Genomic DNA, 26,278 nt, shown 5'->3' with positions numbered 1-26,278 from the left:
CGGCATGCGCGGGCGTGGCCCGGCACTACCGGGCGTCGGTGCGGTGCGGTCCGTCCAGTGCCGTCAGGTAGCCGGTGAAGGAGTCGACGAGCGCGGCGAGCAGGGCACGCCCCTTGGCGGGCGTGGCCTGGGAGGGGAGGCCGACCACTCCCGAGGGCGCGTAGGGGGCCAGGCCCACGGTGAGCATGTGGTCGCGGGCGCCGGTGGTGTGGTCGGCCTGCTCGTACCCGGGCCGCACCAGCGACGGGTGGGTGTGCAGCAGGACGGAGGTCTCCAACTCTCCGGCGTGCATGTCACGGTCGTTGTCGGTGGTCATTTTGGCGGTGAGCCGTGCCGCCTCCCAGTCGTGGGGGCCGGGGAAGAGCGCCATGCGCCCGCCCGACTCCTGGACGAGGTTGGCCAGCACGTGGTTGCCTCCGTGCCCGTTGACCAGCACCAGCCTGGTGTCGCCGAGGGAGGTGGCGATGTCCTTGACCATCGCGTACAGCGTGGGGGCGGAGACGCTCACGGTCCCGGGCCAGGCCGCGTGCTCGTGTGAGCAGCCGAAGGTGATCGGTGGAAGCAGGCGTAGGGGGTGGGCGTCGGCCAGGGCCCGGGCCAGGTCGCAGGCGATGACGGTGTCGGTGATCAGGGGAAGGTGGGGACCGTGCTGTTCGAGGCTGCCCACGGGCAGCAGCGCCACCCGGGCGGCCCGCTCTCCTTCCTGGGCGCTGGTGGTCAGGGGCAGCAGGGACAAGGTGAGGTCGTCGTCCATGGGGCCCAGTATCCCCACAGCGGCCGTGAGCGGCCCTCAGCCGCCGAAGGGGGTCTCGACCTCGTCCATGATCTCCTCGACCACTTCCAGCAGGTCACGTGTCTCCTCCTCGTCGATCCACGTGTTCAGGCCCACACGCAGAGCGGACAGGAAGACGTCGACCAGCAGGCCGGACCGCACCCCTCCGGGGTTGTGTCTTCCGGCCACGGCCCGCTCCAGGTCGCGGGCGAACGCGGCGTGGTTGGCCAGCTGCTGGGCCATGAGCGAGGGGTGCTCGCGGGCCAGGCGTGTGCGCAGCGCCCACTCCCGGTCGGGCTGGGTGTCCCAGGAGGAGTAGAGGCCCCGCACGGAGGAGCGAAGAGCGGTCCAGGCCGACTCCGCGTCGGGCCGCTCCCGCAGGGCCCGTAGCAGACCTTGGTGGTGGAGCTGCTCACCGTGCAGGACCGCGTCCTCCTTGCAGGCGAAGTAGTTGGAGAAGGTGCGGCGGGAGATGTTGGCGGCCTGGGCGATGGCGTCGATGGTGACCCGGTCGAAGCCGTGCTCCACGGTCAGACGCATGGCGGCGGAGTGAACCGCTCGCCGAGTGTCGTCTTTCTTACGCTCTCGGAGGCCCTGAATCGCGTTCACAATGTTATTCTACATGGAGTGCAAAAATGCCTGAGATGCATTTTTGCCTGGCAAGCACACTTCCACGGCAGTCCCCGCGGCCCGTCGAGGCCGCGTCGTCCTTTCTCCAGAGGTCAGTCCTTGAGCACTTCGCGTCCCCTTCCGGCCACCGAGCGACCATCACTTCTTCGCTCCCTGAGCGGTCTGCTCACGGTGTTGGGTGTGACCATGCTCAGCAGCACGATCGTGTCGGTCGCCCTTCCGCAGATCGTCGGCGCCCTGGAGGGCACCCAGTCGCAGTACACCTGGGTGGTGACGGCGACGCTGCTGGCCTCCACCGCCTCCACGCCGATCTGGGGCAAGCTCGCCGACCTGTTCGACAAGAAGAAACTGCTCCAGCTGTCGATCCTGCTGTTCGTCCTCTCCTCGCTGCTGTGCGGTCTCGCGCAGAGCACCGGCCAGCTGATCGCGTTCCGCGCCGTCCAGGGCCTGGGCATGGGCGCCTCGCAGGTCCTGGTGCAGGTGATCATCGCCTCGCTGGTCAGCCCCAAGGAACGCGGACGCCTCAACGGCTACATCGGCGCGGTGATGGCCGTGGCCACCGTCGGCGGACCGCTGATGGGCGGTCTCCTGGCCGGTCTTCCGTTGCTGGGCTGGCGTTGGTGCTTCCTGGTCGGCGTTCCCTTCATGCTCGTGGCCCTGGTGGTGCTCAGCCGCACCCTGAAGCTGATCGACGTGCGCCGCCCCGAGACCAAGGTGGACTACGCGGGCGCCGCGCTCATCGCCTCGGGTGTCAGCCTCCTGTTGTTGTGGGTGACCTTCGTGGGCGGTGAGTTCGCGTGGATCTCCTGGCAGTCGGGGGCCATGGTCGGCGGAAGCCTCGTCCTGCTCGCCCTCGCCGTGTGGGTGGAGGCGCGCGTGTCCCAGCCGGTCGTGCCCCTGCACCTGCTGCTGCGCCGTGAGACGGTCATCGCCATCCTGGCCAGCTCCGCGGTCGGCATGGCGATGTTCGGCGGCGCGGTCTTCCTCGGCCAGTACTTCCAGCTGGCGCGCGGCTACTCCCCGGCCGAGGCCGGGCTGCTGACCGCCCCGCTCATGCTGGGCACGATGGTCTCCTCGACCGTCGCTGGGCGCATGGTCTCCCGCTCGGGTCGGGTGAAGTCCTACGTGGTCACCGGCATGGTGACCCTGACGCTGGGTTTCCTGGTGCTGTCCACCATCGACAAGAACACCTCCCTGTTCATCGTCTGCTCGGGCATGCTGCTGATGGGCCTGGGGGTGGGCATGTCCATGCAGAACCTGGTCCTGGTGGTGCAGAACTCCGTCCCACTGCGCGAGCTCGGCGCGGCCAGCGGGACCGTGACCTTCTTCCGCACCCTGGGCGGCACGATCGGCGTGTCCGTGCTGGGCGCCTTCCTGGCCAACCGGGTCTCCTCCAAGATCGCCGACGGCGTGGCGGCGGCGGGCACCAGCCCGACCGCCGGCGGTGGGGACGCCGGCACCCTGGACCTGGCGGGCATGCCGCCGTTGCTGCGCTCGATCGTGGAGGACTCCTACGGTTCGGCCACCGGTGAGTTGTTCCTTGTGGCCACCGGGATCGCCGTCTTCGGTCTCCTGCTGTCGCTGTTCCTGCCCAGGGTCCGCCTGCGGGACACCCTCGACCTCCCCGGAGAGGACGAGCGGGCCGAGGAGGCGTCAACGGCTCCCGAAGCCGCGCCGAACACCCCCGAGGAGCCCGTGAAGGCGTCGAGCGGCGAGAAGAGGTCCTTCACAGGCTGAGCCCGTCCCCCCGCGAAGTGGGGCCCTCCCCGGCGGTCACCCCGGGGAGGGCCTTGTCGTTGCCTCGACCGGCCCGGTGAGACTCCTCCGACCGGGTACGTCCCGGGCCCCTCACTGGAACGGACGGTGCGCGACCACGGACCCTTGGAACCACCGGCTCTCCATGCCCTGGCGGCGGGGCTCGCCGAGGGGCTGGAAGCCATCCACTCCTGCGGGCTCACCCACCGCGACCTCAAGCCCGACAACATCATTCTGGGCGCGGACGGACCGCGCATCATCGATTTCGGTATCGCCCGTGCCCCCGACGCGATGAGGGTGACACGCACCGGTACGCCGGTGGGGACCCCGTCCTACATGTCCCCCGAGCAGACCGAGGGCGTCCCCGTCGGTCCCGCCTCCGACATGTTCTCGTTGGGGACGGTGCTCGCCTACGCCGCCACCGGCGCCAATCCGTTCGCCGGCCCCTCGTTGGCCTCGGTCGTGCGACGCCTGATCGGTCCGATGCCCGACCTCGAAGGCGTCCCCACGGAAGAACTGCGGTCCCTGGTCCTCTCCTGTTGGCACCACGATCCCGACCGACGGCCGAGCCCCACCGAGGTGCTCTCCCGCTTCGCGGACACCGACCTCAGCGACGCCTGGCCACCGGCCCCGCCGGCTGCCTTCGCCGTGGGAGCGACGAAGCCCATGGCCACCGAGGTGCTCGCGCCGCTACCTCCGACCCTGGTCGTCACCGCCGTTCCCGGTACCGGTTCCACGACGGCCCTCGCCGCTCTGGCGCGAAAGGCGCGAAGAGCGGACGAGGCGGAGGAACCCAGGGCCGCACTGCTCGCTCACCGTGCCCTCGCCGCCGACAACGCCCGCGTCCTGGGGCCCCACCACCCCGACACCCTGCTCTGCCGACAGAGCACCGCTTTCTGGCTGGGCAGGGCCGGAGACCTCCGGGGCGCGGTCGACGCCCTCCGCGACCTGGAGGAAGAGTGCTCCCGCGTCCTCGGATCCGACCACGAGAGCACCCTCAAGGCGCGAGAGGATCTGGCCTACTGGAAACAGGCGGCGTTGGAGACCCCGCCGTTGTGAACCCTCAAGCGGGTTTGAGGACCCCCTCCGGGATCGGCACACGATGGGAGGGCGCGCGCCGTACCGTCATCATCGTCGACAACGGGTCCACCACCCGCAAGACTACGTGGAGTGATCGATTCCTCGCGGAGGGAAGGTGTCTCACGGTGCCATGGTCCACGATGCGCCGAGCCCGACCCGCGGCACTGGCCTCCGTCGCCCTGGTCGCGTTCGTCGGCTGCTCGTCTCCCCAAGCCCCCGCCGTCTCTCCCCCGCCGGCGGAGGACGTCACGACCGCCCCTTCCACGCAGCCCTCCGAGCCGATCCGCAAGAACGCCGAGTTCGCCGGTCTGGAGGAGGAGTTCGACGCCCGCCTCGGCGTCCACGCCGTCGACACCGGCACGGGACGAACCGTGGAGTTCCAGGCCGACGAGCGGTTCGCCTACTGCTCCACCTTCAAGGTCCTGGCCTTCGGCGCGGTGCTCGCCCGCACACCGGTCGACGAACTCGACCGGATCGTCACCTTCTCCGAGGAGGACCTGGTCTTCCACTCCCCCATCGCCCAGGAGCACGTGTCCACCGGTATGACGCTGCGCGAGATCGGCGACGCCGCGCTGCGCCACAGCGACAACACCGCCTCCAACCTGCTCCTCGCCGAACTCGGCGGGCCCCAGGGGTTGAACGAGGCTTTGCGGGAGATCGGCGACGACGTCACCAGCGTGGACCGGCTCGCCCCGGAGATGGCGGAGGCGGTGCCGGGCGACGTCCGCGACACCAGTACCCCGCGCGCGATGGCCACCGGCCTGCGTCGGTTCGTGCTGGGCGACGTCCTGTCCGAGGACAAACGCGACATCCTCGTCGACATGATGCGCACCAACACCACCGGCGACGACCTGATCCGAGCCGGGGTCCCCGAGGGCTGGGAGGTCGGTGACAAGACGGGTGCGTGCGGTCACGGCACCCGGCACGACATCGGTGTGCTGTGGCCACCGAAGGGCGCCCCCATCGTCCTGGCCGTCATGTCCGGCCGAGACGAGGCGGGCGCGGAGTACGACGACGCCCTCATCGCGCGGGCCACCGAGACGGCGGTCGACGCCCTCTTCTGAGCCCCGCCGTGGAGCCGACTCACCCCCGGGGAGTCGGAGGGCACGCGTACGGCTCGCCGAGCGTGGCCGCACACACGCGCCTTCCCGGCCGGGGGAACGGGGCCCGGGAACGGGGCCCGCCCGCGCAAGGAACCGACCGGCGCCCTCCAGCGAACACCGACGACGCCCAGACCGGACACGGGCCGCGGGGTGGACTCCCGTCGGGCCGCGCCCGGTCCGGGCGTCGTATCCGTGCCGTCCTTGCGTCCTCCTCCTCGGGACGGACCGCGTACCGCCTGGAGGCCCCCTATCCGATGCGGACGATCGGTTTGACCACGGCACCGGACTCGGTGTCGGCGGCGGCCTGCTCGATCTGATCGAAGTCGTAGAAGCGAACCAGCCGGTCGAAGGGGAAACGGCCCTGCATGTACAGGTCGAGGATCTGGGGGACCAGTACGTCGGGCACGCTGTCACCCTCCACGATCCCCATGAGGCTCTTGCAGCTCTGCATGAACGTGTTGGCCGGGAGTCGGATCATCGCGTCCGGCTTCGAGGCCCCCAGGATCGCCGCGCTCCCCTTCTGCCGCAGCCCTTCGACACATTGCTCGATGAGGGCGGGTACCCCCGTGGTGTCGAGCGCGTAGTCCACGCCGCCGCCGGTGACGCGCCGGATCTCGGCCACGGTGTCGGTCTCCTTGCCGTTGATCACGTGGGTGGCGCCCAGTTCCCGGGCGAGCTCCAGGCGGGCGGGGACCACGTCGACCGCGATGATGGTGGTCGCGCCGGCCACCCTGGCCGCCATGACCGCGCTGAGGCCGACCGCTCCGGCCCCGGTGACCGCGAAGCTCGCTCCCGCTCCCACGCCCAGCCCACGCCACACCGTGCCCGCACCGGTCTGGACACCGCAGCCCAGCGGTCCGAGGAGTTCCAAGGGGGCGTCCTGTCGGACCTTGACGGTGTTGTCCTCGTGGGCGATCGCGAAGGTGGCGAAGGAGGACTGTCCGAAGAAACGGTCGTGGAGGACGGTGTCCTGGTCGGGCAGGGAGAGCGCGTGAGAGCCGTCCTGGCGCTGTCCGGCGAAGTTGAGGTCGTTGAAGTGGGCGCAGGCGGCCGGGGAGCCGTCGAAGCACGGTCGGCACTGGCCACAGTTGAGGAAGCTCAGGGCCACGTGGTCGCCGGGTTCGACCTTGGTGACCGCGCTTCCCACCTCCTCCACGACCCCTGCCCCCTCGTGCCCGAGGACGACGGGAAGCGGTACCGGATAGACCTGGTCGCGGACCACGAGGTCGGTGTGGCACAGGCCCGTCGCCACGACGCGTACCAGGACCTCGTCCGGGCGCGGGGGTCGCAGGGACACGGGGCCGAGTTCGAAGGAACCCTTCTCCCGAACGACTGCTGCGGTGATCTCGCGGGTGGCCGTCGACTGGGCGGACATCGCCGTCTCCTCTGTTCGCACATCGTCATCCGTTACTTCGGCACTACCCCGAGACCTCCCGCGTCACCATCGTCACGGCGAAGACGACGGTCCGCCTTCGCCTCACGACGCACGCACCGGCGGCGGCCGGCGGGAGAGGGTCTCGCACGCCCTCTCCCGCCGTATCCGGCGCCGACCGTCTCAGCCCAGTGCCATGCGTACGCCCAGGGTGAGCATGAGGCCGGCGATGAGGGCGTCCAGGACACGCCAGACACCCGGCCTGGCGAAGACGGGGCGCAGCGACCGCGCGCCGAAACCGAGAGCGAGGAACCAGGTGAGACTGCCCGTGACGGCGCCCGCCGCCCACCACCAGCGGGCGTCGCCGTCCTGCTGATTGGCCAGGGAGCCCAACACGAGCACCGTGTCCAGGTACACGTGCGGGTTCAGCCAGGTGAGCACCAGCGCGGTGGCCACGGCCGCCCGACGTCCCCCGGTCGAGGCCCCGCCGACCACGAGCGTGCCCGGACGCAGGACCCGGCGTACCGCGAACAGGCCGTAGGCGATGAGGAATCCGGCCCCGAGCAGGCGGACCACGTGGAGCGTGAGGGGAGCGGACTCGACGACCACGCCGACCCCCAGGACCCCGGCCGTGATGAGCACGACGTCGGACAGGGCGCACACCATGACGACGGGCAGGACGGTACCCGCCCGTCCTTCGATACCGATGCGCAGAACATGGGCGTTCTGGGCTCCGATGGCCACGATGAGGGCGAGTCCGGCGCCGAGTCCGGCCAGGGCGGGAAGAAGGGTCGTGTTCACCTTCCGTACGTTAGGGCCGCCCCCGCATGCAGTAAAACTAATCTTTCTTACGAACCCGAAGAGAGGCTCATGATGCCCTTCCAGTTCGACCATCTGCGCACCCTGACCGCCCTTGTGGACGAGGGCACCTTCGAGGCCGCCGCGCGGAGACTGCACGTGACCCCCTCGGCGGTGTCCCAGCGGGTCAGGGCGATGGAGCAGACCGCGGGAAAGGTACTGGTGCAGCGCACGCATCCGGTGCGCACCACCGAGGCCGGGGACGTCGTGCTGCGCTACGCCCGCCAGGTGCTGTTGTTGGACGAGGACACCATCGCCGAACTCCGCTCGGACGAGCGGGAGCGGGGACGGGTGTCGGTGCCGTTGGCCGTCAACGCCGACAGCCTGTCCACCTGGTTCCTGGAGGCGTTGGCCACGCGGTCCGACCTGGGAGCGGTGTTCGAGATCCACCGTGAGGACGAGGAGCACACCACCTCTCTGCTGCGCTCGGGAAGGGTGATGGCCGCCGTGACCTCCACCCCCGAGGCGGTCCAGGGGTGCACCGTGACCGGGCTCGGCACGATGCGCTACCGCGCCGTGTGCAGCCCGGAGTTCAACGAACGACACCTCGGGGGCCGGGCGGACCCGGACCTGCTCCGGCAGGCCCCCGTGGTCGACTTCGATCGCAGGGACGAGTTGCAGAACCGCTTTCTTCGCCGGTTCGTCGGAAGCGAGCCCTCCGGCCCTCGTCACCACGTTCCGGCCTCGGAGGACTTCGCCCGCGCGGTGACGCTCGGATTCGGCTGGGGGGTGCTCCCCGAAGCCCACTGTTCGGCGCGGATCGGCTCCGGGGAGCTGGTGGAACTGGCCCCGGGGCATCCTGTGGACGTACGCCTGTACTGGCAACGGTGGAACCTGCGCTCACCCGTACTGGACCGGGTCTCCGAGGCCGTGCGCGCGGGGGCCGCGACCCACCTCCACCGGCTCTGACCGTTTCCGCCGTGGTCGCCCCAACGGGAAACATCACCCTAGGGCACTGGCGAATCACCCCTGGTGAGGATCGTTCGCGCGAGGGTAGGACACCCTTGGTGTCCGTCCCACGGACCACTGCGATGATCTCCGCGAGAAAGGCCTTCTGTGAGCGCGCACGCCACCCCCGTCGATCTGGGGACCTACGGGGTCTGGATCTCCAGGTCCGACCTGACCGCCGACGTGGCCGCCGAGATCGAACGTCTGGGTTACGGCGCCATCTGGATCGGCGGTTCCCCCGGGGCCGAACTGGAGGAGGTGTCCACGGCCCTGGCCGCGACGTCGCGGATCGCGGTCGCGACCGGCGTCGTCAACATCTGGGGAGCCGACGCCTCCTCTGTGGCCGACTCCTTCCACCGGATCGAGTCTCGGCACCCCGGCCGGTTCCTGCTCGGCATCGGCGCCGGACACCGCGAGGCGAACGGCCCCCAGGCCGCCCGTCCCTTCCGGGCCGTGGTGGACTACCTGGACGTCCTCGACACGAGAGGCGTCCCCCGGGACCGACGTGTGATCGCCGCTCTGGGGCCGCGCATGCTCCGACTGTCCGCCGAACGCGCCGCCGGCAGCCACCCCTATCTGGTCACTCCGGCGTTCGCGCGCACCGCCAGGGAGGACTTCGGCGATCGGCCGCTCCTGGCCCCCGAACACAAGGTCGCCCTGGGACCGGACCCCGAGCGGACCAGGGAGACGGGCAGGCGAGGACTGCGTCCCTACCTCGACGCGGGGCTGGTCAACTACCTGTCCAGCCTCCGCCGCCTCGGCTTCACCGACGCCGACTTCGAGGGGGGTGGAAGCGACGCGCTGGTCGACGCCTTGGTGGCGCAGGGCGACCCGGAGTCGGCCGCGGCCGGGCTGCGCGCGTACCTGGAGGCGGGCGCGGACCACGTCCCCGTCCAGCCCCTCTCCGAGGACGGAGAGCCCCTGCCGACCCTGACACGGCTCGCCCCCGCACTGGGTCTGACCCCTCGGGGCTGAGCCGGGGACGCTACGTGCCGCGCAGGTGGTCGCGCAGGCTCCGCGCCACCCACGCCATGAGCGCCTCGGCCCCCGGCTGGTGGAAGGCGGGCACACGCGACTCGGTGAGCACGGCGACCGCGAAGGTCTGGCCGTCGTCGTGTTCGACCACCCCCACCTCGTGGCGCAGGTTGAGCAGGGTCCCGGTCTTGGACGACCACCGGGAGGCGTCGGAGGTGAAGTCGGGAGCCAGGCGCTGGCGCAGCATGTTGGCCCCCATCAGCTCGCGCACCCTGGAGGCCACCTCCGGGTCGATCCGCGAAGGCCGCCACAGTGCCTCCAGCAGGTTGGTGAAGGACCTCGCCGACCCCGAGCTGGCGCGGGTGACGTCGAGTTGGGCGATGGGGTGCCCGCGTCCGGCGGTGACCGCCGCGATGGCCAGGGAGTGGGCGAGGTGGGCGTCCGCCGGGTCGAACCGGTCGACCGGGAGTTCGCTGAGCTCACGGATCCTGTGCCGGACCGTGATCCCCGACACCCCGGCCGTGCGCAACGACTCGGCGATCCGCGCGGGCGGGGTCAGGTCGAACAGGATCTCCGCGGCCGTGTTGTCGCTCATGCAGGTGCTGAGGTAGAGCAGGTCCTCGACACTGATCCCGACCGGGTGGCGGAACATGCTCAGGCCGAGGGGGCCGGGGACGGTGCCCTCGCCCGGCCGCACGGTGATCTGCCGCGCGCCGTCGAGTTCACCGGTCCGTATCCGTTCGAGTGTGGCGACGGCGAGCGGGACCTTGACCAGGGAGGCCGTCGTGAACTCCAGGTCCGGCTCGATACCCAGTTCCTCACCGGTGTCCAGGTCCCGCACCAGGAACGAGCCCCGTAGGCCACCCGCCTCCAGTTCCGCGCGTAGTTCCCGCAGCAGGGCCGTGGTGCTCATCTGACCGTCTCCACCCCGTCCCTCGCGCCCAGACAGCGGGCGATGGCGCTCGCCATGAGCGTGCGCAGACGTTCTGCCTCGTCTCCGGTGTCGGCGACCACGTCGTAGCCACGGGCCAGGCGGAGCCCGCCCAGCGTCCGCCAGTACAGCCCCAGTTCCTCGGCCTGTCGGGAGGAGCAGAGCAGGAGGTCGTCGGAGACCAGGACCTCCGCGGCGGCCGAGGCCAGGGTGGCCGCGACGGTGACCTGTGTCGGGCGCAGGCCCACGGAGTCGCGCAGTCGGGTCAGGCGGTCGCGCACGTGCGGGACGTCGTCCTCGGGTTGGAGCCAGACACGACGGCCCCGGGCGGCGGGCCTGTCGCGGGGCGGACGCAACGTCTCCAGGTGGATGACCTCGGTTCCCGGCTCCCCTGCTCCGGCCAGCCCCAACGGAACCGACCAGGCCGCCTCGTCCGGCGGTACGCACGCCAGGGCGGCGCGGACCTCCCGCGTGCCCAGGAGTTCGGCGCGCGCGGAGGGCGAGGCCGTGCGCGTCTCCAGGTGCATCCCCTCCTGGCGGGCCTGGGCGCTCAACAGGGCGAGGTCGCGTGTGGAGCAGGTGTCGGGCACCGCCAGCCGCAGGGGTCTGAGCATCGCCCGTTCCGCGTCGTGCTCCACCTCCTCGGCCAGCCGGACCAGGCGCCGGGCCGAGGGCAGCATGTCGCGACCGAACTGGGTCAGGGTCGCCCTGCGGGTGGAACGGTCGAACAGGCGCGCGCCCAGGTGTTTCTCCAATGCGGCGATGCGTCTGCTCGCGACGGGCTGGGGTATGCGAGCCGCCGCGGCGCCGAGGGTGAAACTGCCCCGATCACTGACGTTGACGAACGCCTTGCAGGCGCCGACCAGATCCATGACCCGAGATTATGTCGTTTCCGCATGGAAGTGACTGTTTCCGTCTTGGACAGCATCGATTCTCGTGGTCAGACTGCTACGCGAAGCCACCCGCGAAGGTGGCACCGCGCGGGGCGCCACGCGCGGCGATCCGCCCGGAGCACGGTTCCCTGGGCCCGGCCGTGCTCCGGGACGACCAGGTGCACACCCAGGTGCACACCGCACCCAGAACAGGAAAGAGCAGACAGATGTTGCTGTCATCCACCCGGCGCACCGGGCTCGCGGCCCTCGCCGCCCTCGTCATCGTCCCCGCCACCGGCTGCGCGACGTCCGGAGAGGCGACTCCCGGGTCGACCCGGTCGGCCGAACCCGTCGCCTCCGCCGCCCCCCAGGGAGAGTTCGAGCGGTTGGAGGAGGAGTTCGACGCCAGGCTGGGCGTATACGCGGTGGACACCGGCACGGGGGAACAGATCGCGCACCGACCCGACGAGCGGTTCGCCTACGCCTCCACCCACAAGGCCTTCACCGCCGCGCTGACGCTCCGGCAGAACACCCCCGAGGAGATGGAGGAGGTCATCACCTACACCGCCGACGACCTGGTCGAGTGGTCGCCGATCACCGAGGAGCACGTCGGCACCGGCCTGACGTTGCTGGAGGTGGCCGACGCCGCCGTTCGCTACAGCGACAACACCGCCGCCAACCTGCTGTTCGACGAACTCGGCGGCCCCGACGGGGTGGAGGAGGCGATGCGGGAACTCGGTGACGACGTGATCGAGGTGGACCGCATCGAGCCCGAACTGAACGAGGCCGCGCCCGGGGACGAGCGCGACACGAGCACCCCCCGGGCCATGGCCGAGAGCCTGCGCAAGTTCAGTCTCGAGGACGTCCTGTCCGAGGACCGGCGTGGGGTGTTCAACGACATGCTCATCGGCAACACGACCGGTGACGACCTGATCCGCGCCGGTGTCCCCGACGGTTGGGAGGTCGGCGACAAGACCGGAAGCGGCGGTTACGGAACACGCAACGACATCGCCGTCCTGTGGCCCCTGGAGGGCGAGCCCATCGTGATCGCGGTCATGTCCAGCCGTGACGAACAGGACGCCGAGCGCGACGACGCCCTGATCGCCGGGGCCGCCGAGGTCGTGGTGGAGGCCTTGGCGTAGGTGGCCCGCCCTCGGGGACGAGCGACCCCGGAGGTGGCCTAGCCTGAGAACCGGTCCGGGGCCCGAGCGGCCCCGGACCGGTCCCGTCCGATCGCGGCGAATCCGAGGAACAGCGTGAGCATCAGTCCCCGAGTCACGGCCATCGTCTTTCGTGTCGTGGCGATCCTGGAGGCCCTGACCTGGATCGGGCTGTTGGGCGGTATGTACGTCAAGTACCTGGGCGGCGGCAGCGAGCTGGGGGTCCAGGTCTTCGGCCCCCTGCACGGCGGCGCGTTCGTGGCCTACGTGGCCGTCACCGTCGCCGCCGCGCTGCACTTGCGCTGGAGCCTGTGGCCGACCCTGCTGACCCTCGCCGCCTCCGTGCCCCCGCTGGGAACGTTGCTGGCGGACTGGTGGCTGCACCGCACCGGGCGCCTGACACCTCCCGCCGAAGAAGGCGAGCGCACGCCCGAGACCGTGGCCTGACCTCGCGGCACCCGAGGGGCACACGCGTTCCCTCGGGTCCTTACATCTTTCTCCTTCGCCCTTTGCGCTCACGCGGTGACCTGTGGTTGGTTGACGACCAGTCGGTACCCCCGCGCGAAAGGCCCCATGCCCCCCGCCCGCACCACCGCGGCCGCCTGCGCCGCGTTCACCCTCACCCTGGCCCTGCTCACCTCCCCCGCCCAGGCCTCGGTCACGGAGGATCCACTCTCGCGGACCACGTCCGTGGGCGTGCACAACGCCTACGAGAAAGGGACCTTCCCCTACTTCGCCGACGCCCTCGACTCGGGGGCGGGACTGCTGGAACTGGACGTGTGGACCGACGAGTGGTTCGGCGTCTGGAGGGTCGACCACGAACTGCTCGGACAGAGCAACAACTGCGCCGGCGCCACGGCCCCCGAGGAGCTGGGGGAGGCGACGGCGACCTCGCCGACTGCCTGCGCGACGTGCGCGTCTGGCACGAGACCGACCTCGGACACCGGCCGCTGCTGCTCAAGGTCGAACTGAAGAAGGGCTACCACGCCGTGGCGGGGCTGGGCCCCGCCGAGTTCGACGCGCTCGCCGACCGGATCCTGGGGGACGCCCTGTTCCGTCCGGCGGACCTGCTCGCGGGCGAGCACGACACCCTGGACGAGGCGGTGCGCGCCGATGGTCGGCCCTCATGTGAGGCCCTCGCCGGGAAGGCGATCGTCTACCTGATCCCCGGCACCTTCGAACAACGCAACCCCTTCGACCGTCTGTGGACCGATCAGGAGCAGGCCACGTACCTGCGCGACCTGGCGGACGAGGGCTCCCTGGACCGGGCCGTCACGTTCCCCGCCGTGCTGGGCGCCCGCAGTGGTGACCCCCGTGAGCGCTACGCCGAGGATCTGCGTGCCTGGTTCGTGATCTTCGACGGAAGCGCCCCGTCCTACCTCGGAGGGATCGACACCTCCTGGTACGACCGCAACGGCTATCTACTGGTGATGACCGACGCCCACGCGGTCTCCCCCGCCATCGACGCGCGCAACCCCGGCGGGGAGGAGGCGACCGCCCGTGTCCGGGAACTGGCGGAGGCGGGGGCGACCACCGTCACCAGTGACTGGTCGGGTCTGCCCGAGGTCCTCTCCATGGTCGCCTCCCGAGGCTCCTTCGCGGGTTGACCCCGCACCACGGGCTTGTGCGCGTGGGGGCCTCGGTCCCCACGCGCATCTTGTGGGGACTCCGGCAAAAGGCCTGGCCAAGACCTCGGCAAAGGAGCGCCAGAAGGGCAGGGAAATACAGCGTGGGTCCGGCCTTCCCCGCTTATCGTTTCTTCGCTGCCGCTACACCGCCACCCGGTACCTGCCCATGGGGCAAAGGGTTGACGTTCCAACCGGAAACAGCCGCGGAAATCCACCATGCAACCCTTCGCGCACCGTGAGTGGTCCGCGTTCTCTCAGGAACCGGCAAGTACCCACACCAGCCACGAAGGACTGCCCATGACCGATGCCCACTGGTCGGATCCGACCAGACGCGCGCTCCTGCGCGGAGCCGTAGTGACATCCGGAGCCATCGCCCTCGGCGGGACCCTCGGTACGGTCGGCGCAGCGAGTGCCTCAGCCCGGACCACCGAGCCTCATCTGTACGCGCGAGCCGACTGGGGCGCCCGCCCACCGAAGAACCGCATCCAGGTCCTGACCAACCCACCGCGCCACATCGTGGTCCACCACACCGCGACGGCCAACAGCACCGACTACTCGCTCCGCCACGCCCTGGCCCTGTCCAGGTCGATCCAGAACTACCACATGAACAACAACGGCTGGTCCGACACCGGCCAGCAGCTGACCATCAGCCGCGGCGGTCACATCATGGAGGGGCGCGACCGCACCTTGCCCGCCATTCGCGCGGGCCACCACGTGGTGGGCGCCCACGTGGCCAACAACAACAGCACCTGCATCGGCATCGAGAACGAGGGGCTCTACACCTCGGTGAGGCCGCCCCAGGCCTTGACCGACTCCCTGGTGAAGACCTTGGCCTGGCTGTGCGGGGCCTACGGTCTCAACCCGCACAACGCGATCCTGGGTCACCGGGACTTCAACGTCACGGCCTGTCCCGGCGACGTACTGTACGCGATGCTCCCCGAGCTGCGCGACCAGGTCGACCGGGCCCTACAGTCCCACGACGTCGAGCTCGACGCCCGCCTGGGACCGTTCGAGTACGGTCCCACCTACCCGCCCGTGCCGAAGAACGAACTCGTCCGCGAGTTCTACCACGGACCCGCCCGAGGACCGGACGACTTCACCCGTTAGGCGGTGTCGGTCGGAGTCCTCCGTCTCTTCGAGCGACTCCAAGGCGGGGAACCCGCGGTGTGTCGACTCGCCTTCGTGAGTCCGCCTACGGCACCTCCGGCGCTTCGTCGACACCGGCACGCCCAGGGCGCTTCCCGCTCAGCGTCCTCTTCCCACCGTCCCATCGCGGTGTCCGTCGCATCCTGACGGGCACCGCGACCCTTGTCCTTCACACGGTCCAGGTCCCCTCACCGTCGGGCGATCAGGGCGATCCGCAGCCCTTCTCCCTGGCGCCGAGCGGTCTCCTCCAGATCGCCGCGCGCCTCCGCGATCTGGGCCAGGACGTGGGAGGCGTGGAGGATCCCCCAACGGTCGCCCAGTACGCGCAGGACTCTCTCGGCCTCGTGCTCCTGATCCCGTGCCCTGTCCAACCCGCCCTGCACCAGCTCCGTCCGGGCCAGGCTCACCAGGGCGACCGCCGTCCCCCATGTGTCGCCGCCCCGCCGGAGGACGTCGCGGACACGCTCCAGCCGGGTGAGCGCGCCGTGGGAGTCACCGAGCCACCAACGGGACAGTTCGAGGAACCAGGCCAGGCGGGCACGTGCCACGGGGTCTGCCACCGCTCCAGATCCTCGTGGACGGTGGCGCTTCGGACGCGGCCGTGCTCGGCTTCAGCCGGGTTCTGGCCTCCGAATTGCTGCCGCGGGGCGTCCGGGTGAACACGGTGGCCCCGGGTTTCATCGACACCCCCACCATGGGCGTCGCCGAGCTCACCGATGCCGAACGTGAGGAGTTCAGGAGGGTGGGCGACGAGGCCACCCCGATGGGCCGCCACGGCACGGTCGAAGAGGTGGCGCGCGCCGTGCTCTTCCTCGGCTTCGAGGCGACCTTCACCTCAGGCGCGGAGTTCCCCGTGGACGGCGGTCTGGGACTGGGGCTGAGCGCGGACTGACACAGGCCCGTACCGGCGCGGTCCACACGGTCCCGGCTGTGAGGGATAGGCGCGTGGCCGGTGGGGCATGGTGACGGGGACGGCGCGGTACCCGTGCCGTCTCCGGCCACGTGTGGGGGTCAAGGATGTCTCAGCGCGTACAAGGGGTGGTCTCCCGTTCCAAGGGAGCTCCCGTCGAACTGACGACGGTCGTCGTTCCCGATCCGGGTCCGGGGGAGGCCGTGGTCAGGGTGCAGGCCTGTGGGGTGTGCCATACCGACCTGCACTATCGCGAGGGCGGTATCAACGACGAGTTCCCGTTCCTGCTCGGACACGAGGCCGCCGGCGTGGTCGAGTCGGTGGGAGCGGGGGTGACCAACGTCGAGCCCGGCGACTACGTGATCCTCAACTGGCGGGCGGTGTGCGGCGACTGCCGCGCCTGCCGTCGGGGAAGACACCAGTACTGCTTCGACACGCACAACGCCGAGCAGAAGATGACTTTGGAGGACGGCACCGAACTGTCTCCCGCCCTGGGCATCGGCGCGTTCGTGGAGAAGACCCTGGTGGCGTCGGGACAGTGCACGAAGGTCGATCCGCAGGCCTCGCCCGCCGCGGCCGGCCTGCTCGGCTGCGGGATCATGGCGGGGATCGGCGCGGCCATCAACACCGGGGGCGTGGGCCTGGGCGACTCGGTCGCCGTCATCGGCTGCGGTGGAGTGGGCAGCGCGGCCGTCGCCGGTGCGCGGGTGGCCGGGGCGAACCGGATCATCGCGGTGGACCTGGAGGACCGCAAGCTCGAATGGGCTCTGGGCTTCGGCGCCACGCACACCGTCAACGCCTCCTACACCGACCCCGTGGAGAGCATCCGCGATCTCACCGACGGTTTCGGCGCCGACGTGGTCATCGACGCGGTGGGCCTGCCCAAGACCTACGAACAGGCCTTCTACGCCCGTGACCTGGCAGGCACCGTGGTTCTGGTGGGGGTGCCCACCCCCGAGATGCGCCTGGAACTGCCCCTGTTGGACGTGTTCGGTCGCGGTGGGGCGCTGAAGTCCTCCTGGTACGGCGACTGCCTGCCTTCGCGGGACTTTCCCATGCTCATCGACCTGTACCTTCAGGGGCGTTTGGACCTGGACGGCTTCGTCAGCGAGGAGATCGGTTTGAGTGACATCGAGGACGCCTTCGCCAGCATGGAACGCGGCGACGTACTGCGATCGGTGGTGATCCTGTGAGCGACGCAAAGGTGGAACACCTGACCACCTCGGGGACCTTCGCCCTGGACGGCGGGGAGTGGGAGGTCGACAACAACGTCTGGATCGTGGGCAACCGCGAACAGGCCCTGGTGATCGACGCGGCGCACGACGCGAACGCGATCCTGGGCGCGGTGGGGGACCGTGAACTGGTGGCGGTGGTGTGCACGCACGGCCACAACGACCACGTCAACGCCGCTCCGGCGCTGGCCGAGGCCACCGGCGCACCCATCCTGCTGCACCCGGCCGACCGGGTGCTGTGGGACATGACGCATCCGGAGCGGGCCCCGGACGCCGAACTGTCCCACGGCCAGACGCTCCAGATCGCGGGGACCGAACTGACCGTGCTGCACACCCCGGGTCACGCCCCGGGAGCGGTGTGCCTGTACGCGGCCGATCTGGGCGTGTTGTTCAGTGGGGACACCCTGTTCCAGGGCGGCCCCGGGGCGACGGGGCGGTCCTATTCGGACTTCCCGACGATCGTGGAGTCCATCCGTGACCGGTTGCTGACCCTGCCTTCGGAGACGGTGGTCAACACCGGGCACGGTGAGTCCACCACCATCGGTGCCGAGGCTCCCCACCTACAGGAGTGGATCGACCGGGGCTACTGAAACCGGAGCCGTGGGGTGTCCCGGCCGGGACACCCCACGGCGTGACAGGGGCCGCACGGGGAAGGATCCGCGGATCCGCCCCTGCGCCGCCCCGTCCCACGGGGGCGTGTTCCCCGAGGTCTTCGCCGCAGCGGCCCCCGTTCCGCCCGGACATCGGGGTACGGGGGCGCTTCGAGGCCCGGGCGAGGAACCTAGCCGAGCAGCAACTCCCCGACCTTCTCACCTCCCAACACCCTTCCGGTGGGACGGAAGCCAAGGGCCAGGTAGAAGTCCTCCGGTCCTTCCTCCCCCGGTACCCACATCACGGTGACGCGGTCGTTGCCACGGCGCCGGGCCTCCTCGCACACGGCCCGGACCGCGAACCCGCCGTAGCCCCTGCCCTGTCTGCCCTCGGCGATGTTGAGTCGCCAGATCCCGCAGCGGAAGTCCGGTTCGCTCTCGTGGGGTGCGAAGTTGGCCATGACGAAGCCGACGGCCTCGTCACCGTCCATGATCAGGCGCGGCCAGGCGCTCTCCCGGGCGGCGTAGGCCTCGGCCAGGGAACGTTCCACGGGTGCGACGAACCGGTTCTGGTCCTGGCGCACCTTCACTTCGCACGCGGTGAGGACGTTGTCAGGGGTGATCTCGACAAGACGGGGGGAGGAGGGTGCGTTCATCCCCGTACCCTATGTTTCCGAGAGCGGGCGGCGCCATGGATCCTCCTCGCCTTGACGGTCCGGAGGCAGCGAGTCCGCTCCCGTGCTCCATCGCGGTGAGCAGAGCGGGAACGAGCTCGGCGGAGCGCTCCGAGAGTGCGTCGGGGTCCAGCAGCACACGCAGGGCTCCGGGGGCGAAGGTGCCCAAGGCGCGTTGGAGGAGGGGCTCGTCCAGACGTGTGCGCAACCGACCCACGGTTCCCGGCCAGTGCCGTTCCTGGACCGCGCCCAGCGCCACGGCGGTGAGCCAGAGTTCGAACAACGGTCCCGTGTCCTCCCCGAGGTGGTCGGCGCAGTCTCTGCGTAGTTCTTCGGGTCGCGCACCCCACTCCGTGAGCACCCGCAGTGTGGGGCGGTGCGCCTCGGGGAAGTCGTTGCCGGTGTCGATGACCACGGATTCGCCTGTGCTCCACCTCAGGAACGGCAGCAGCGAAGGCAGGGGAAGGTCGGGGCCGTCGAATCGGGCCCCCTCGGGCGCGAAGCAGACCGAGCGCCGAATGCCGTGGTCATCGTTGCCTTTGAGGCTGGGCAGTTCCTCGTGTTCGACCAGGTTGGGCACGGCGGCCAGGGTGGGGACGTCCCGCTCTCTCAGGAAGCGCAGGGCGACGCGGTCGTCGGAACGACCTGGGGCGGTGTCCATGAAGCGGGCCATGTCGATGGCCGTGGCGCGTGGCAGCACCAGCGCGAGCGTCGGCATGTAGGGGTTGACGACCGGGACGATGCCGGAGCCGGTGATGACGGCCCACCGGGCCAGGTAGGCGGTCCGCGACCCCCATTCCACGAAGAAGGAGATCGCCGCCTCCGGGTGCCTCTCCACGGCCCTGCGGACGGAGGCGGCGAAGTCGAAGGACACGCGCACGTCGTCCTGGAGGACCAGATGATGGGTGGAGTCGGCGTCCGTCGCATGGGAGAAGGCGACCTGGGAGGCGCGCAGGGAGCTGGGCGGACCGTCGGGGCGGGGATCCAGGGCCATCCTGGCATCGAGGACGTCCAGGGAGTCCAGGACCCTGGAGGCCGCGTCGACCCTGCGGGGGTGGGCCATGACGGACGCGGAAAGAAGAACGGGAGAAGGGGGGTTCTGCATATTCTCAGAGTAACCGAGAAACCAAGGAGGGAAGAATCCTGAAGAACAATTCCCCTGCCTGGCGCCCCCCTTACTCAAAAAGGGTAACACGCCCATGAAGAGGAATTCAAGAATGCTTTTTTCGTCTCGGTTTGGGGAACCGAGGGCTTCGAGGACGATGCGCTCGGTCCGTCCTCAGGGCCCGCGGGGCCGGCGCCCTGGGCAGCGGGGCCGACCGGCACCGCCGGGCCTCCTCCGGCCGTGATGAGGCCGGTCCCGGAGGTCTCCCGTCTCGGGCTCCCGGGGCCGGCCGCTCCTCGGCGGGTCGGGCCGCGAAACGCCGTGCGGGGGTCCACCCCCGTGCTCCCCGCCGTTTCCCGGCGGCGGCCACGACCCGCCGGGCGGTTCAGCCCTGGTCGATGGAGATGCGCCGGGCCTTGCCCCGGTCGCTCTTGGGAACGGTGATGCTCAGAATTCCCTTGTCGAGTGAGGCCGAGACCCGTTCGCCGTCGATGTCACCGGGGAGGATCGTCCGGTACTCGAACCGGCCGTAGCGGCGCGTCCGGCGATGCGTGCGCTCCCCGCTCTCCTGCGCCTCCCCGGTCTCGCCGGTGATGACGAGCTCGTTGTCGCTCATCTGGAGGTCGATGTCATCCTTGGACATGCCGGGGACCTCGACCTCCACCTTGTAGGAGTCCTCGGTCTCCATGACATCGGCCAAGGGGACCCACGCGTCACCCTGTGAGGTCTCCCCCATCGCCGAGCCCAGGAGCTTTCCCATGCGCTCGTAGAGCTCCTCGAATTCGGAGAACGGGCCCCACTGGGCGGGGATCGTCCGCTGTCTGCGCATGCTGGGCAGCATCATCGTGCTCACTCTTTCCATGCCGGGTCGGAGAATGGTTTTCAGGCATCCCCTACCTCGATGATCCTGGGATATGCCCGGCGAGATGGAAAGTACGGGATATATGCTCGGAATTTACCTCCTGAGAAGAAGGCGTCGAGCCGTCCGTGTCCTCTTCCCCGGGAGCTGGCCCTCAACGCGCCCCGTACACCCTCCGCCCCTCGCCTGAGACACGGAAGAACGTCCTGGAGCCCTCATCCTCCTTCGACCCGGACCACGAGGAGGGCGTGTGGGGGCGCGGTGTCCTTCACACGGACCTCGGCGATCTCGGTGCCCTCGGGAACGTCGACCACGGCGGTACCCGAGGCACGGTCCCCGGGGTCGAGCTGTTCGAGGAACAGGGCGTCGTCCTCGATCGTGGTGCTGGACTCGTGGATGTTCCCCTCGTCATCGACGAGACTGATCGCCGAACTGTCGAAGTATCCGGGCTCGTTCCCGGTGTTCTCCACCGTCACGTCGACCAGCGCGAACTCGCCGTGCGCCCTTTCCTCGGTGAACTCGTTGGTGTAGGTGGAGGCCGTGCCGATCCCGTCGACCGTGGTCCGCCACTGTCCGATCGTCCCGGGCTCACCGAGATCCACGACCTCCCTCGGGCCGTCGTCCCCCGGTCGGTCCGCGGTACCCGTCCCGGTGCCGTCGTCGATGAACACGGTCGCCGCGTAGGCGATGACCACGGCCAGGACCAGCACCACCACGACGCCGCCGCCCAGCAGGATCCAGGAAGGGCTCCTCCTTCCCCGCCGGGATCGCCGAGGCCTCTTCGGTGGATGCTCGTGCATGTCGGCCCCTTTCCGGAGGCGGACCCCACAGAGAGGGTCCCCCGTCGTCTCCCTTCCAAGGTTCGCTCATTCCCCTCGGACCGGTCGGTCGCACACGGCCGGAACCTCATGAACGCCCCGCCGGGATCCCCCGGTCCTGGGGGAGGTCTCCTTCGCAGGACGCCCCGGAGGCCTCCAGGGCGTGTCCCGGCGGCCCTCTCGGACCGCAGGACCGGCCGGTACACGCTTCGGGTGAGCCGACCGAAGAGGCCCCTGGGGCGGCCGTGGAACCTCGATCCGGCGACGGTGCCGGGTAGGCGCCCCCATCCCGCACGGAGGTGCCGACGGTCTTCGCGTTCACGGGCTTCGAGGTCCGCCGAAGATCGTCGAGCGCGGGCGTGGTCTTCCGGTAAGGCGTCGCCCGGGGCCGGTCACGCGGTCGTGCGGGCCCTCGCGGGCCCAAGGGGCCGCCTCGCCGGGGACGGGGGCGGTGAGGTCGCTTTCCAGACCGGGACCGGACGCGAGCACGCCCTTCGCCGCGTGCGCCACACACGATCGCTCCGACACGTCCTCTCCGTGGAGACGGGATACCAGCACCCGGAGAGCACGGAGGTCCTCCGGCCGCATGGGCGGCGTCACAAAGAGACCGAACCCCCTGCCGTCTGGGCTTTCGCGCACCGTAATTCGGATCACGCGAGGAATCGGGTCAAGGCGGGATTGCCCACTCCTAGCCTTGTGTTGGAGGCGGAAGTGATCCCACAGATCACGTGATCCCCACTTGGGACTTCTGCCGGCGCCCCGCCCGAAGGCGGTTCACGGCGCCCCACGCACCTCCCTGTTCGTACCTCTCCTTGCGTTGGAGCCTTAGGTGACCCTTGTTTCCGCACGCCCGGATCGTCGTGCCCTGATCACCAAGGACGTCCAGAACGTCCCGTCCGCCCACACCCCCCGGATCGACGATGCGCCGCACCAGGGCGGCGCACCCGAGCACCGTCGCACGACCCGCCGTACGGACGCGTCCCGGACGCACCGCCGCACGCTGCTGCTCGTGTTCGTGCTCGGCGTACTGTCCGCGATCGGTCCGCTCGCCACGGACCTGTACCTGCCCGCGCTGCCCCAGATCGCCACCGACCTGGGCACCAGCGAGGCCAGCGTCAAGCTCACCCTGACCTCGGTCATGGCCGGACTGGCCTTGGGCCAGCTCGTCATCGGCCCGCTCAGCGACCGTTGGGGACGCCGTCCGCCGCTGCTGGTGGGGATCGGGGTGTTCACCGTCAGCACCCTGGCCATCGCGGCGGTGACCAGCGTGGAGATGTTCAGCCTGCTGCGCTTCGTGCAGGGACTGTCCGCCGCCGCGGGACTGGTCGTCTCCCGCGCCATCGTGCGGGACGTGTTCGACGGCGACGCCGCGGCCACGTTCTTCTCCCGACTGGTGCTGCTGGCCGGGCTGGCGCCCATGCTCGGTCCGATCCTGGGCGGCCAGCTGCTGTTCCTGGGGCCTTGGCAGCTGCTCTTCGCCGTGCTCGGCGCGATGGGCCTGGCGACCTTCGCCCTGGTGCTGTTCGGTCTGCCCGAGAGCCTTCCCACCGAGCAGCGCGGACGCACCGGCCTGGGGGCGCAGATGCGGGTATTCGGCGGTCTGCTGCGTGACCTTCGCTTCCTCGGTCCCACGCTCACGCTCGCGCTGAGCTTCGGCATGAGCTTCACCTACATCTCGACGTTCTCCTTCGTGGCCCAGTCCCGCTTCGACAGCAGCGCCCAGGAGTTCAGCCTGGTGTTCGCGGTGACCACGCTCGGCATGATCCTGGGCAACCAGGTGAACGCCTTCCTCATCGGCCGGGTGGAGATCCACCGTCGCCTGTTCCTGGGACTGATCGGGTCGATCGTGTCCGTGGCCTCTTTGACGGCCCTTGGCGCCCTCGGGGGCGCGAGCCTGGTGACGGTGACGATCGCGCTGTTCGTGATGATGGTGTTCACCGGTCTGGTGTCGCCGAACGCGACGGCGCTGGCCCTGGACGGGCAGTCTCCGAAGGTCGCCGGCAGCGGTTCCGCCCTTCTGGGCACGATGCAGTTCGGTATCGGCTCCGCTCTGGCCTCGACCGCCGGTCTGGCCGGCCCGGTGACACTGTCCAGCATGACCACGGTCATGCTCGCCACGGCCGTCGGCGCGGCGGTGGTGTTCACGGGGTTCTCCCTTCGCGTGCGGCGCGCCCCGCTGGTCGCCGCGTGAGCGCCCCCACGGGCGTACCCACGTCCACGTGCCCGGCCATGGTCGGCGAAGCGGGTGGGCGATCGGCCCCAGGGGCGTCGGTCCCCGGCTTGGCCGGGGAGATCACCGCCTCCCGCGCCCGACGTCACGAGGGTTTCCGGCCGGCCCGTGCCTTCCGGAGAAGGTCCTTTGGGGCCGGGCGGGTACGACCTGACCAGGGGACACCTCCCGGAACGGACGGGGAACGATGCAGACCTTCTTGCCGTGTTCGACGTTCGGCGAGTGCGCGCGGACGCTGGACGACCGCCGTCTGGGCAAACAGCGGGTGGAGACGATGCAGATCCTGCGGGCGCTGGTGTGGCCGCGTTACGGGTGGAAACGCCACCCCGCCGTGGCGATGTGGCGGGGCTTCGTACCGGCCCTGGTCGGTTACGGGGTGGCGGTGTGCCGTGAGTGGCGTTCCCGTGGACACTCCGACTCGGTCCTGCCCTCACTGTTGGACTTCAGCGGGGGCGTGGTGCCCGAGGAGGAGGCCTTGTGGGAGGCCGACCTGTTGCCGCCGTGGCTGGGGTCGGGGGACCTGCACCTTTCCCACCGTTCCGCACTGGTGTCCAAGGACGAGGCGCACTACCGCCCCCTGTTCCCCGACACCCCCGACGGCCTGCCCTACGTCTGGCCCCGACCGGCCTTTCCTCATTGGCCCCTGCGGCGGGACCGCTCCGAGCCGATGACACCCGCCGAGGCCTCCCGTCTGCTGGGGTCCTCCGACACCACACCCGAGCGGACGGCGTTGGTCGACCGGTTGGTCGACGGTCACGACGTGTGCCTGCGACTCACCGAGGCTCCCGACACCACGCCCGGACTGCTGGCCGGTCTGTGCACGCCCGGGGAGACGCTGTGGTTGGTTCCGGGGGATCCACCGCCCAGACCGGCCGTGGTCTTCGCCCCCGGGCCCCTGGGCGTCGTCGGCCGACCCTCCCGGTCCGCCGCCCGGCGGGCCGGACCCGAGGACGAGGTCGCGATGCGCGCGGAGGGAGGTGAGCCCGAGTTCCGCTTCCGCAGAGTCGACCCCACGGCCGGAACGCGAGTGGCCGTTCCGCCCGGCGTCGGACTGGTCGTCGTCGAGGGTTCCGAGCTGCCCCGGCCCCCCTGCTCCGCGCCCGTGTTGCGCCTGGTGGCGCCGCCTGCGGTCACCAATCCTCTCCCAGGGGTCTGACCGTCTCCCCGCGGACCGGGCAAGAGGCGGTTCAAAGAACCCTTCCGTCCCTTGCCAAGAGTTTCCATGCGAAGGTCCTCGACTACCCCGCGAACGTCTTCCCCGGGATATCCGCGGTCGAAGAGGTATCAATGCCGAGCGCCGGGGTAGCACTCCCCCAGAGGTAAAAGTTCCCTATTCGTAATGTTTACGCCATCTCGCAAGGCCGGCTTCGGACCGGTCACGATGACGAGAGGAGAACCGAGATGAGGAACCCTCTGAGGACCATGAAGCGCCGCCTGACCCCGGCGGGGGGCACCGCCTCGGGCAGGGGCGCCGGAACGCGTGATCCCCTGGCCCGCGTGAAGAGGACGGCCCGGTCCGCCGCGAGGTCGCCGAAGGGGCGTGACCTGCTGAGCCGCTCGACTCGGCGCACCTCCCCCTCCGGTCGACGCCCCTCGACCCGCAGGGGCCCCATGGGCTGGTTGGACTCCCTGTCCAGGGGCAGGAAGCCACGCCTGTGACCGGACCCGTTCCCTCCGGTTCCGTGGAAGATCGCGGAACCGGAGACGCGGGCTTTCGTGCGGACGCCCCGGCACGGACCGCCTCGCGGCCGTATCGACAGAGGAGTCTCAGCGCAGCAGCCTGCCGGTTTCGATCCGGCGCCCGCTCACCTTCGTCGGTGTGATGCGCACATAGGTGTCCCGTCGTCCCCCCGCCCACGGTCGGAGCGGGACCGAGTTCTCCAGTGAGGCGTTCTCCTCCGGATCGGTCACGATGCGTCCCTGCCCGGCGATGAGCACGCTCCACCCCTCACTCATGGTGTCGTCGAGGCGGTCCACCTCGAAACCGAGCGGACCCGAGGCCCGTCTGGCGATCTCCCCGTCGGTCTCGGTCATGAAGACGACGTCGCCCCTGACGACCATGTAGTTCACCGGGAGGACGACCGGAGGGCGGCCCTCGTCGGCGAAGGCCACGCGCCCCACACCGCCGGGTCGGATGAGTTCCATGCACTCGTCCGGGTCCAGCACGCGCATCCGCGGATGGAGTTCGGCCGTGGACGCGGCTCCGGGCGGCGTGTCGATGTCGGCTCCCAGAAGACGGTCGGGGGTGGTGTGCAGGGCCCGGGAGAGTCGGTAGAGCGCACTTCGGCTGAGGGAGGGCGGATGTTCCTCCATGTAGGCCACGTATCCGGCCGCCATCCCGGCACGTTGGGCGAGTTCCTCACGGGTGAGTCCCAGTTCCTCCCTGCGTCGGGCCACCCTGCGGCCGATGTCCCCACTGGCGTGTCCGCCCTCACTGGTTCCCACGATCGATGCCTCCCGGCGCGCTCGGCGTACGGCGGGGGCGGCGCACCCCTCCTCCAGTATCGACCCGCGTCGGGGAACTGACCAGAAGGGTGCGGTGGTGTCGACCCGTTCGGGACGTCGGCTGTCGAAGGCGATGGTGCTCGGGGCATGATGGCGGGCATCACCGAGCACGAAGGGACGGGATC

27 protein-coding genes and 1 pseudogene are annotated in these 26,278 nt (G+C 70.1%); 16 read left to right on the top strand and 12 right to left on the bottom strand.

Annotated elements, in window-relative coordinates; translation table 11 throughout:
- Positions 1–25 precede the first annotated feature (25 nt).
- Positions 26–754, bottom strand: coding sequence for a creatininase family protein (locus PFX91_RS08155; RefSeq protein WP_285730597.1), 729 nt, complete (start codon positions 752–754; stop codon positions 26–28).
- Between the two features lie 36 nt (positions 755–790).
- Positions 791–1,312 (bottom strand): acyl-CoA-like ligand-binding transcription factor, encoded by a 522-nt coding sequence (locus PFX91_RS08150; RefSeq protein WP_285730596.1) that lies wholly within the window; start codon positions 1,310–1,312, stop codon positions 791–793.
- A 276-nt stretch (positions 1,313–1,588) separates the two neighbouring features.
- On the opposite strand from PFX91_RS08150, the gene PFX91_RS08145 reads away from it, so the two are divergent.
- The 3 genes and pseudogenes from PFX91_RS08145 to bla (PFX91_RS08135) all read left to right on the top strand — a co-directional run bounded on the left by PFX91_RS08145 (position 1,589) and on the right by bla (PFX91_RS08135) (position 5,301).
- On the top strand, positions 1,589–3,139 hold the full coding sequence (locus PFX91_RS08145; protein WP_502888282.1) for an MFS transporter: 1,551 nt from the start codon (positions 1,589–1,591) through the stop codon (positions 3,137–3,139).
- A gap of 108 nt (positions 3,140–3,247) precedes the next feature.
- Positions 3,248–4,216: pseudogene (locus tag PFX91_RS08140) on the top strand (serine/threonine-protein kinase); the annotation flags it as partial.
- Between the two features lie 146 nt (positions 4,217–4,362).
- On the top strand, positions 4,363–5,301 hold the full coding sequence (gene bla, locus PFX91_RS08135; protein ID WP_285730595.1) for a class A beta-lactamase: 939 nt from the start codon (positions 4,363–4,365) through the stop codon (positions 5,299–5,301).
- Between the two features lie 286 nt (positions 5,302–5,587).
- Here the strand turns inward: bla (PFX91_RS08135) and PFX91_RS08130 are convergent, their stop codons facing one another.
- Positions 5,588–6,715, bottom strand: coding sequence for an NAD(P)-dependent alcohol dehydrogenase (locus PFX91_RS08130; protein ID WP_285730594.1), 1,128 nt, complete (start codon positions 6,713–6,715; stop codon positions 5,588–5,590).
- Between the two features lie 180 nt (positions 6,716–6,895).
- On the bottom strand, positions 6,896–7,513 hold the full coding sequence (locus PFX91_RS08125; RefSeq protein ID WP_285730593.1) for a LysE/ArgO family amino acid transporter: 618 nt from the start codon (positions 7,511–7,513) through the stop codon (positions 6,896–6,898).
- Positions 7,514–7,585: 72 nt separating this feature from the next.
- Between PFX91_RS08125 and PFX91_RS08120 the strand changes: the two genes are divergently transcribed.
- Positions 7,586–8,479, top strand: coding sequence for a LysR family transcriptional regulator ArgP (locus PFX91_RS08120; protein WP_285730787.1), 894 nt, complete (start codon positions 7,586–7,588; stop codon positions 8,477–8,479).
- A gap of 147 nt (positions 8,480–8,626) precedes the next feature.
- A complete protein-coding gene (locus PFX91_RS08115) occupies positions 8,627–9,493 on the top strand; it encodes an LLM class F420-dependent oxidoreductase (protein ID WP_285730592.1) in 867 nt (288 codons plus the stop codon).
- 10 nt (positions 9,494–9,503) lie between these two features.
- On the opposite strand, the gene PFX91_RS08110 is transcribed toward PFX91_RS08115, so the two are convergent.
- Positions 9,504–10,406, bottom strand: coding sequence for a serine hydrolase (locus tag PFX91_RS08110; protein WP_285730591.1), 903 nt, complete (start codon positions 10,404–10,406; stop codon positions 9,504–9,506).
- Complete coding sequence (locus tag PFX91_RS08105) at positions 10,403–11,296, bottom strand: LysR family transcriptional regulator (protein ID WP_285730590.1); 894 nt, start codon at positions 11,294–11,296, stop codon at positions 10,403–10,405. Before PFX91_RS08105 ends, PFX91_RS08110 begins: the two co-directional genes overlap by 4 nt.
- A 227-nt stretch (positions 11,297–11,523) precedes the next feature.
- On the opposite strand from PFX91_RS08105, the gene bla (PFX91_RS08100) reads away from it, so the two are divergent.
- From bla (PFX91_RS08100) to PFX91_RS08080, 5 genes are all read left to right on the top strand, one after another.
- Complete coding sequence (gene bla, locus PFX91_RS08100) at positions 11,524–12,438, top strand: class A beta-lactamase (protein ID WP_285730589.1); 915 nt, start codon at positions 11,524–11,526, stop codon at positions 12,436–12,438.
- 114 nt (positions 12,439–12,552) lie between these two features.
- Positions 12,553–12,903: a DUF3817 domain-containing protein gene (locus PFX91_RS08095; protein WP_285730588.1), complete on the top strand. Its 351-nt coding sequence runs from the start codon at positions 12,553–12,555 to the stop codon at positions 12,901–12,903.
- Between the two features lie 126 nt (positions 12,904–13,029).
- The gene (locus PFX91_RS08090; RefSeq protein ID WP_285730587.1) at positions 13,030–13,428 is read left to right on the top strand and encodes a PI-PLC domain-containing protein; all 399 of its coding nucleotides are present in this window, start codon (positions 13,030–13,032) and stop codon (positions 13,426–13,428) included.
- Positions 13,368–14,063 (top strand): PI-PLC domain-containing protein, encoded by a 696-nt coding sequence (locus PFX91_RS08085; RefSeq protein ID WP_285730586.1) that lies wholly within the window; start codon positions 13,368–13,370, stop codon positions 14,061–14,063. The genes PFX91_RS08090 and PFX91_RS08085 overlap by 61 nt, the downstream gene beginning before the upstream one ends.
- A gap of 318 nt (positions 14,064–14,381) precedes the next feature.
- Positions 14,382–15,191 (top strand): peptidoglycan recognition protein family protein, encoded by an 810-nt coding sequence (locus tag PFX91_RS08080; RefSeq protein ID WP_285730585.1) that lies wholly within the window; start codon positions 14,382–14,384, stop codon positions 15,189–15,191.
- 227 nt (positions 15,192–15,418) lie between these two features.
- Here the strand turns inward: PFX91_RS08080 and PFX91_RS08075 are convergent, their stop codons facing one another.
- The gene (locus PFX91_RS08075) at positions 15,419–15,790 is read right to left on the bottom strand and encodes a hypothetical protein (protein WP_285730584.1); all 372 of its coding nucleotides are present in this window, start codon (positions 15,788–15,790) and stop codon (positions 15,419–15,421) included.
- Here PFX91_RS08075 and PFX91_RS08070 point away from each other — a divergent pair.
- From PFX91_RS08070 to PFX91_RS08060, 3 genes are all read left to right on the top strand, one after another.
- On the top strand, positions 15,772–16,122 hold the full coding sequence (locus PFX91_RS08070) for an SDR family NAD(P)-dependent oxidoreductase (protein ID WP_285730583.1): 351 nt from the start codon (positions 15,772–15,774) through the stop codon (positions 16,120–16,122). The genes PFX91_RS08075 and PFX91_RS08070 overlap by 19 nt on opposite strands.
- Positions 16,123–16,247: 125 nt before the next feature.
- Positions 16,248–17,333, top strand: coding sequence for an S-(hydroxymethyl)mycothiol dehydrogenase (locus PFX91_RS08065; protein WP_285730582.1), 1,086 nt, complete (start codon positions 16,248–16,250; stop codon positions 17,331–17,333).
- Complete coding sequence (locus PFX91_RS08060) at positions 17,330–17,962, top strand: MBL fold metallo-hydrolase (protein WP_285730581.1); 633 nt, start codon at positions 17,330–17,332, stop codon at positions 17,960–17,962. Before PFX91_RS08065 ends, PFX91_RS08060 begins: the two co-directional genes overlap by 4 nt.
- 191 nt (positions 17,963–18,153) lie before the next feature.
- Here the strand turns inward: PFX91_RS08060 and PFX91_RS08055 are convergent, their stop codons facing one another.
- The 4 genes from PFX91_RS08055 to PFX91_RS08040 form a co-directional block, all read right to left on the bottom strand.
- Entirely contained in the window at positions 18,154–18,618 is a 465-nt protein-coding gene (locus PFX91_RS08055) for a GNAT family N-acetyltransferase (protein ID WP_285730580.1), read from the bottom strand.
- Positions 18,575–19,741, bottom strand: a complete 1,167-nt coding sequence (locus PFX91_RS08050) for a hypothetical protein (protein ID WP_285730579.1) — start codon at positions 19,739–19,741, stop codon at positions 18,575–18,577. The genes PFX91_RS08055 and PFX91_RS08050 overlap by 44 nt, the downstream gene beginning before the upstream one ends.
- Positions 19,742–20,126: 385 nt before the next feature.
- Positions 20,127–20,585: an Hsp20/alpha crystallin family protein gene (locus PFX91_RS08045; protein ID WP_285730786.1), complete on the bottom strand. Its 459-nt coding sequence runs from the start codon at positions 20,583–20,585 to the stop codon at positions 20,127–20,129.
- 230 nt (positions 20,586–20,815) lie between these two features.
- Positions 20,816–21,400, bottom strand: a complete 585-nt coding sequence (locus PFX91_RS08040; RefSeq protein WP_285730578.1) for a DUF4352 domain-containing protein — start codon at positions 21,398–21,400, stop codon at positions 20,816–20,818.
- An 847-nt stretch (positions 21,401–22,247) separates the two neighbouring features.
- Here PFX91_RS08040 and PFX91_RS08035 point away from each other — a divergent pair.
- The 3 genes from PFX91_RS08035 to PFX91_RS08025 all read left to right on the top strand — a co-directional run bounded on the left by PFX91_RS08035 (position 22,248) and on the right by PFX91_RS08025 (position 25,307).
- Positions 22,248–23,609 carry a multidrug effflux MFS transporter gene (locus PFX91_RS08035; RefSeq protein WP_285730577.1) on the top strand — a complete coding sequence of 454 codons (1,362 nt, stop codon included), beginning with the start codon at positions 22,248–22,250 and terminating at the stop codon, positions 23,607–23,609.
- Between the two features lie 226 nt (positions 23,610–23,835).
- Positions 23,836–24,804 (top strand): MSMEG_6728 family protein, encoded by a 969-nt coding sequence (locus PFX91_RS08030; RefSeq protein ID WP_285730576.1) that lies wholly within the window; start codon positions 23,836–23,838, stop codon positions 24,802–24,804.
- A 245-nt stretch (positions 24,805–25,049) separates the two neighbouring features.
- Positions 25,050–25,307: a hypothetical protein gene (locus PFX91_RS08025; protein ID WP_285730575.1), complete on the top strand. Its 258-nt coding sequence runs from the start codon at positions 25,050–25,052 to the stop codon at positions 25,305–25,307.
- 108 nt (positions 25,308–25,415) lie between these two features.
- On the opposite strand, the gene PFX91_RS08020 is transcribed toward PFX91_RS08025, so the two are convergent.
- Positions 25,416–26,264, bottom strand: coding sequence for a helix-turn-helix domain-containing protein (locus PFX91_RS08020; RefSeq protein ID WP_352231639.1), 849 nt, complete (start codon positions 26,262–26,264; stop codon positions 25,416–25,418).
- Positions 26,265–26,278: the final 14 nt, after the last annotated feature.

The sequence above is a fragment of the Nocardiopsis sp. ATB16-24 genome (assembly GCF_030271535.1).
Taxonomy (GTDB): Bacteria; Actinomycetota; Actinomycetes; order Streptosporangiales; family Streptosporangiaceae; genus Nocardiopsis.
This window is presented reverse-complemented; position numbering and strand designations above follow the sequence as displayed.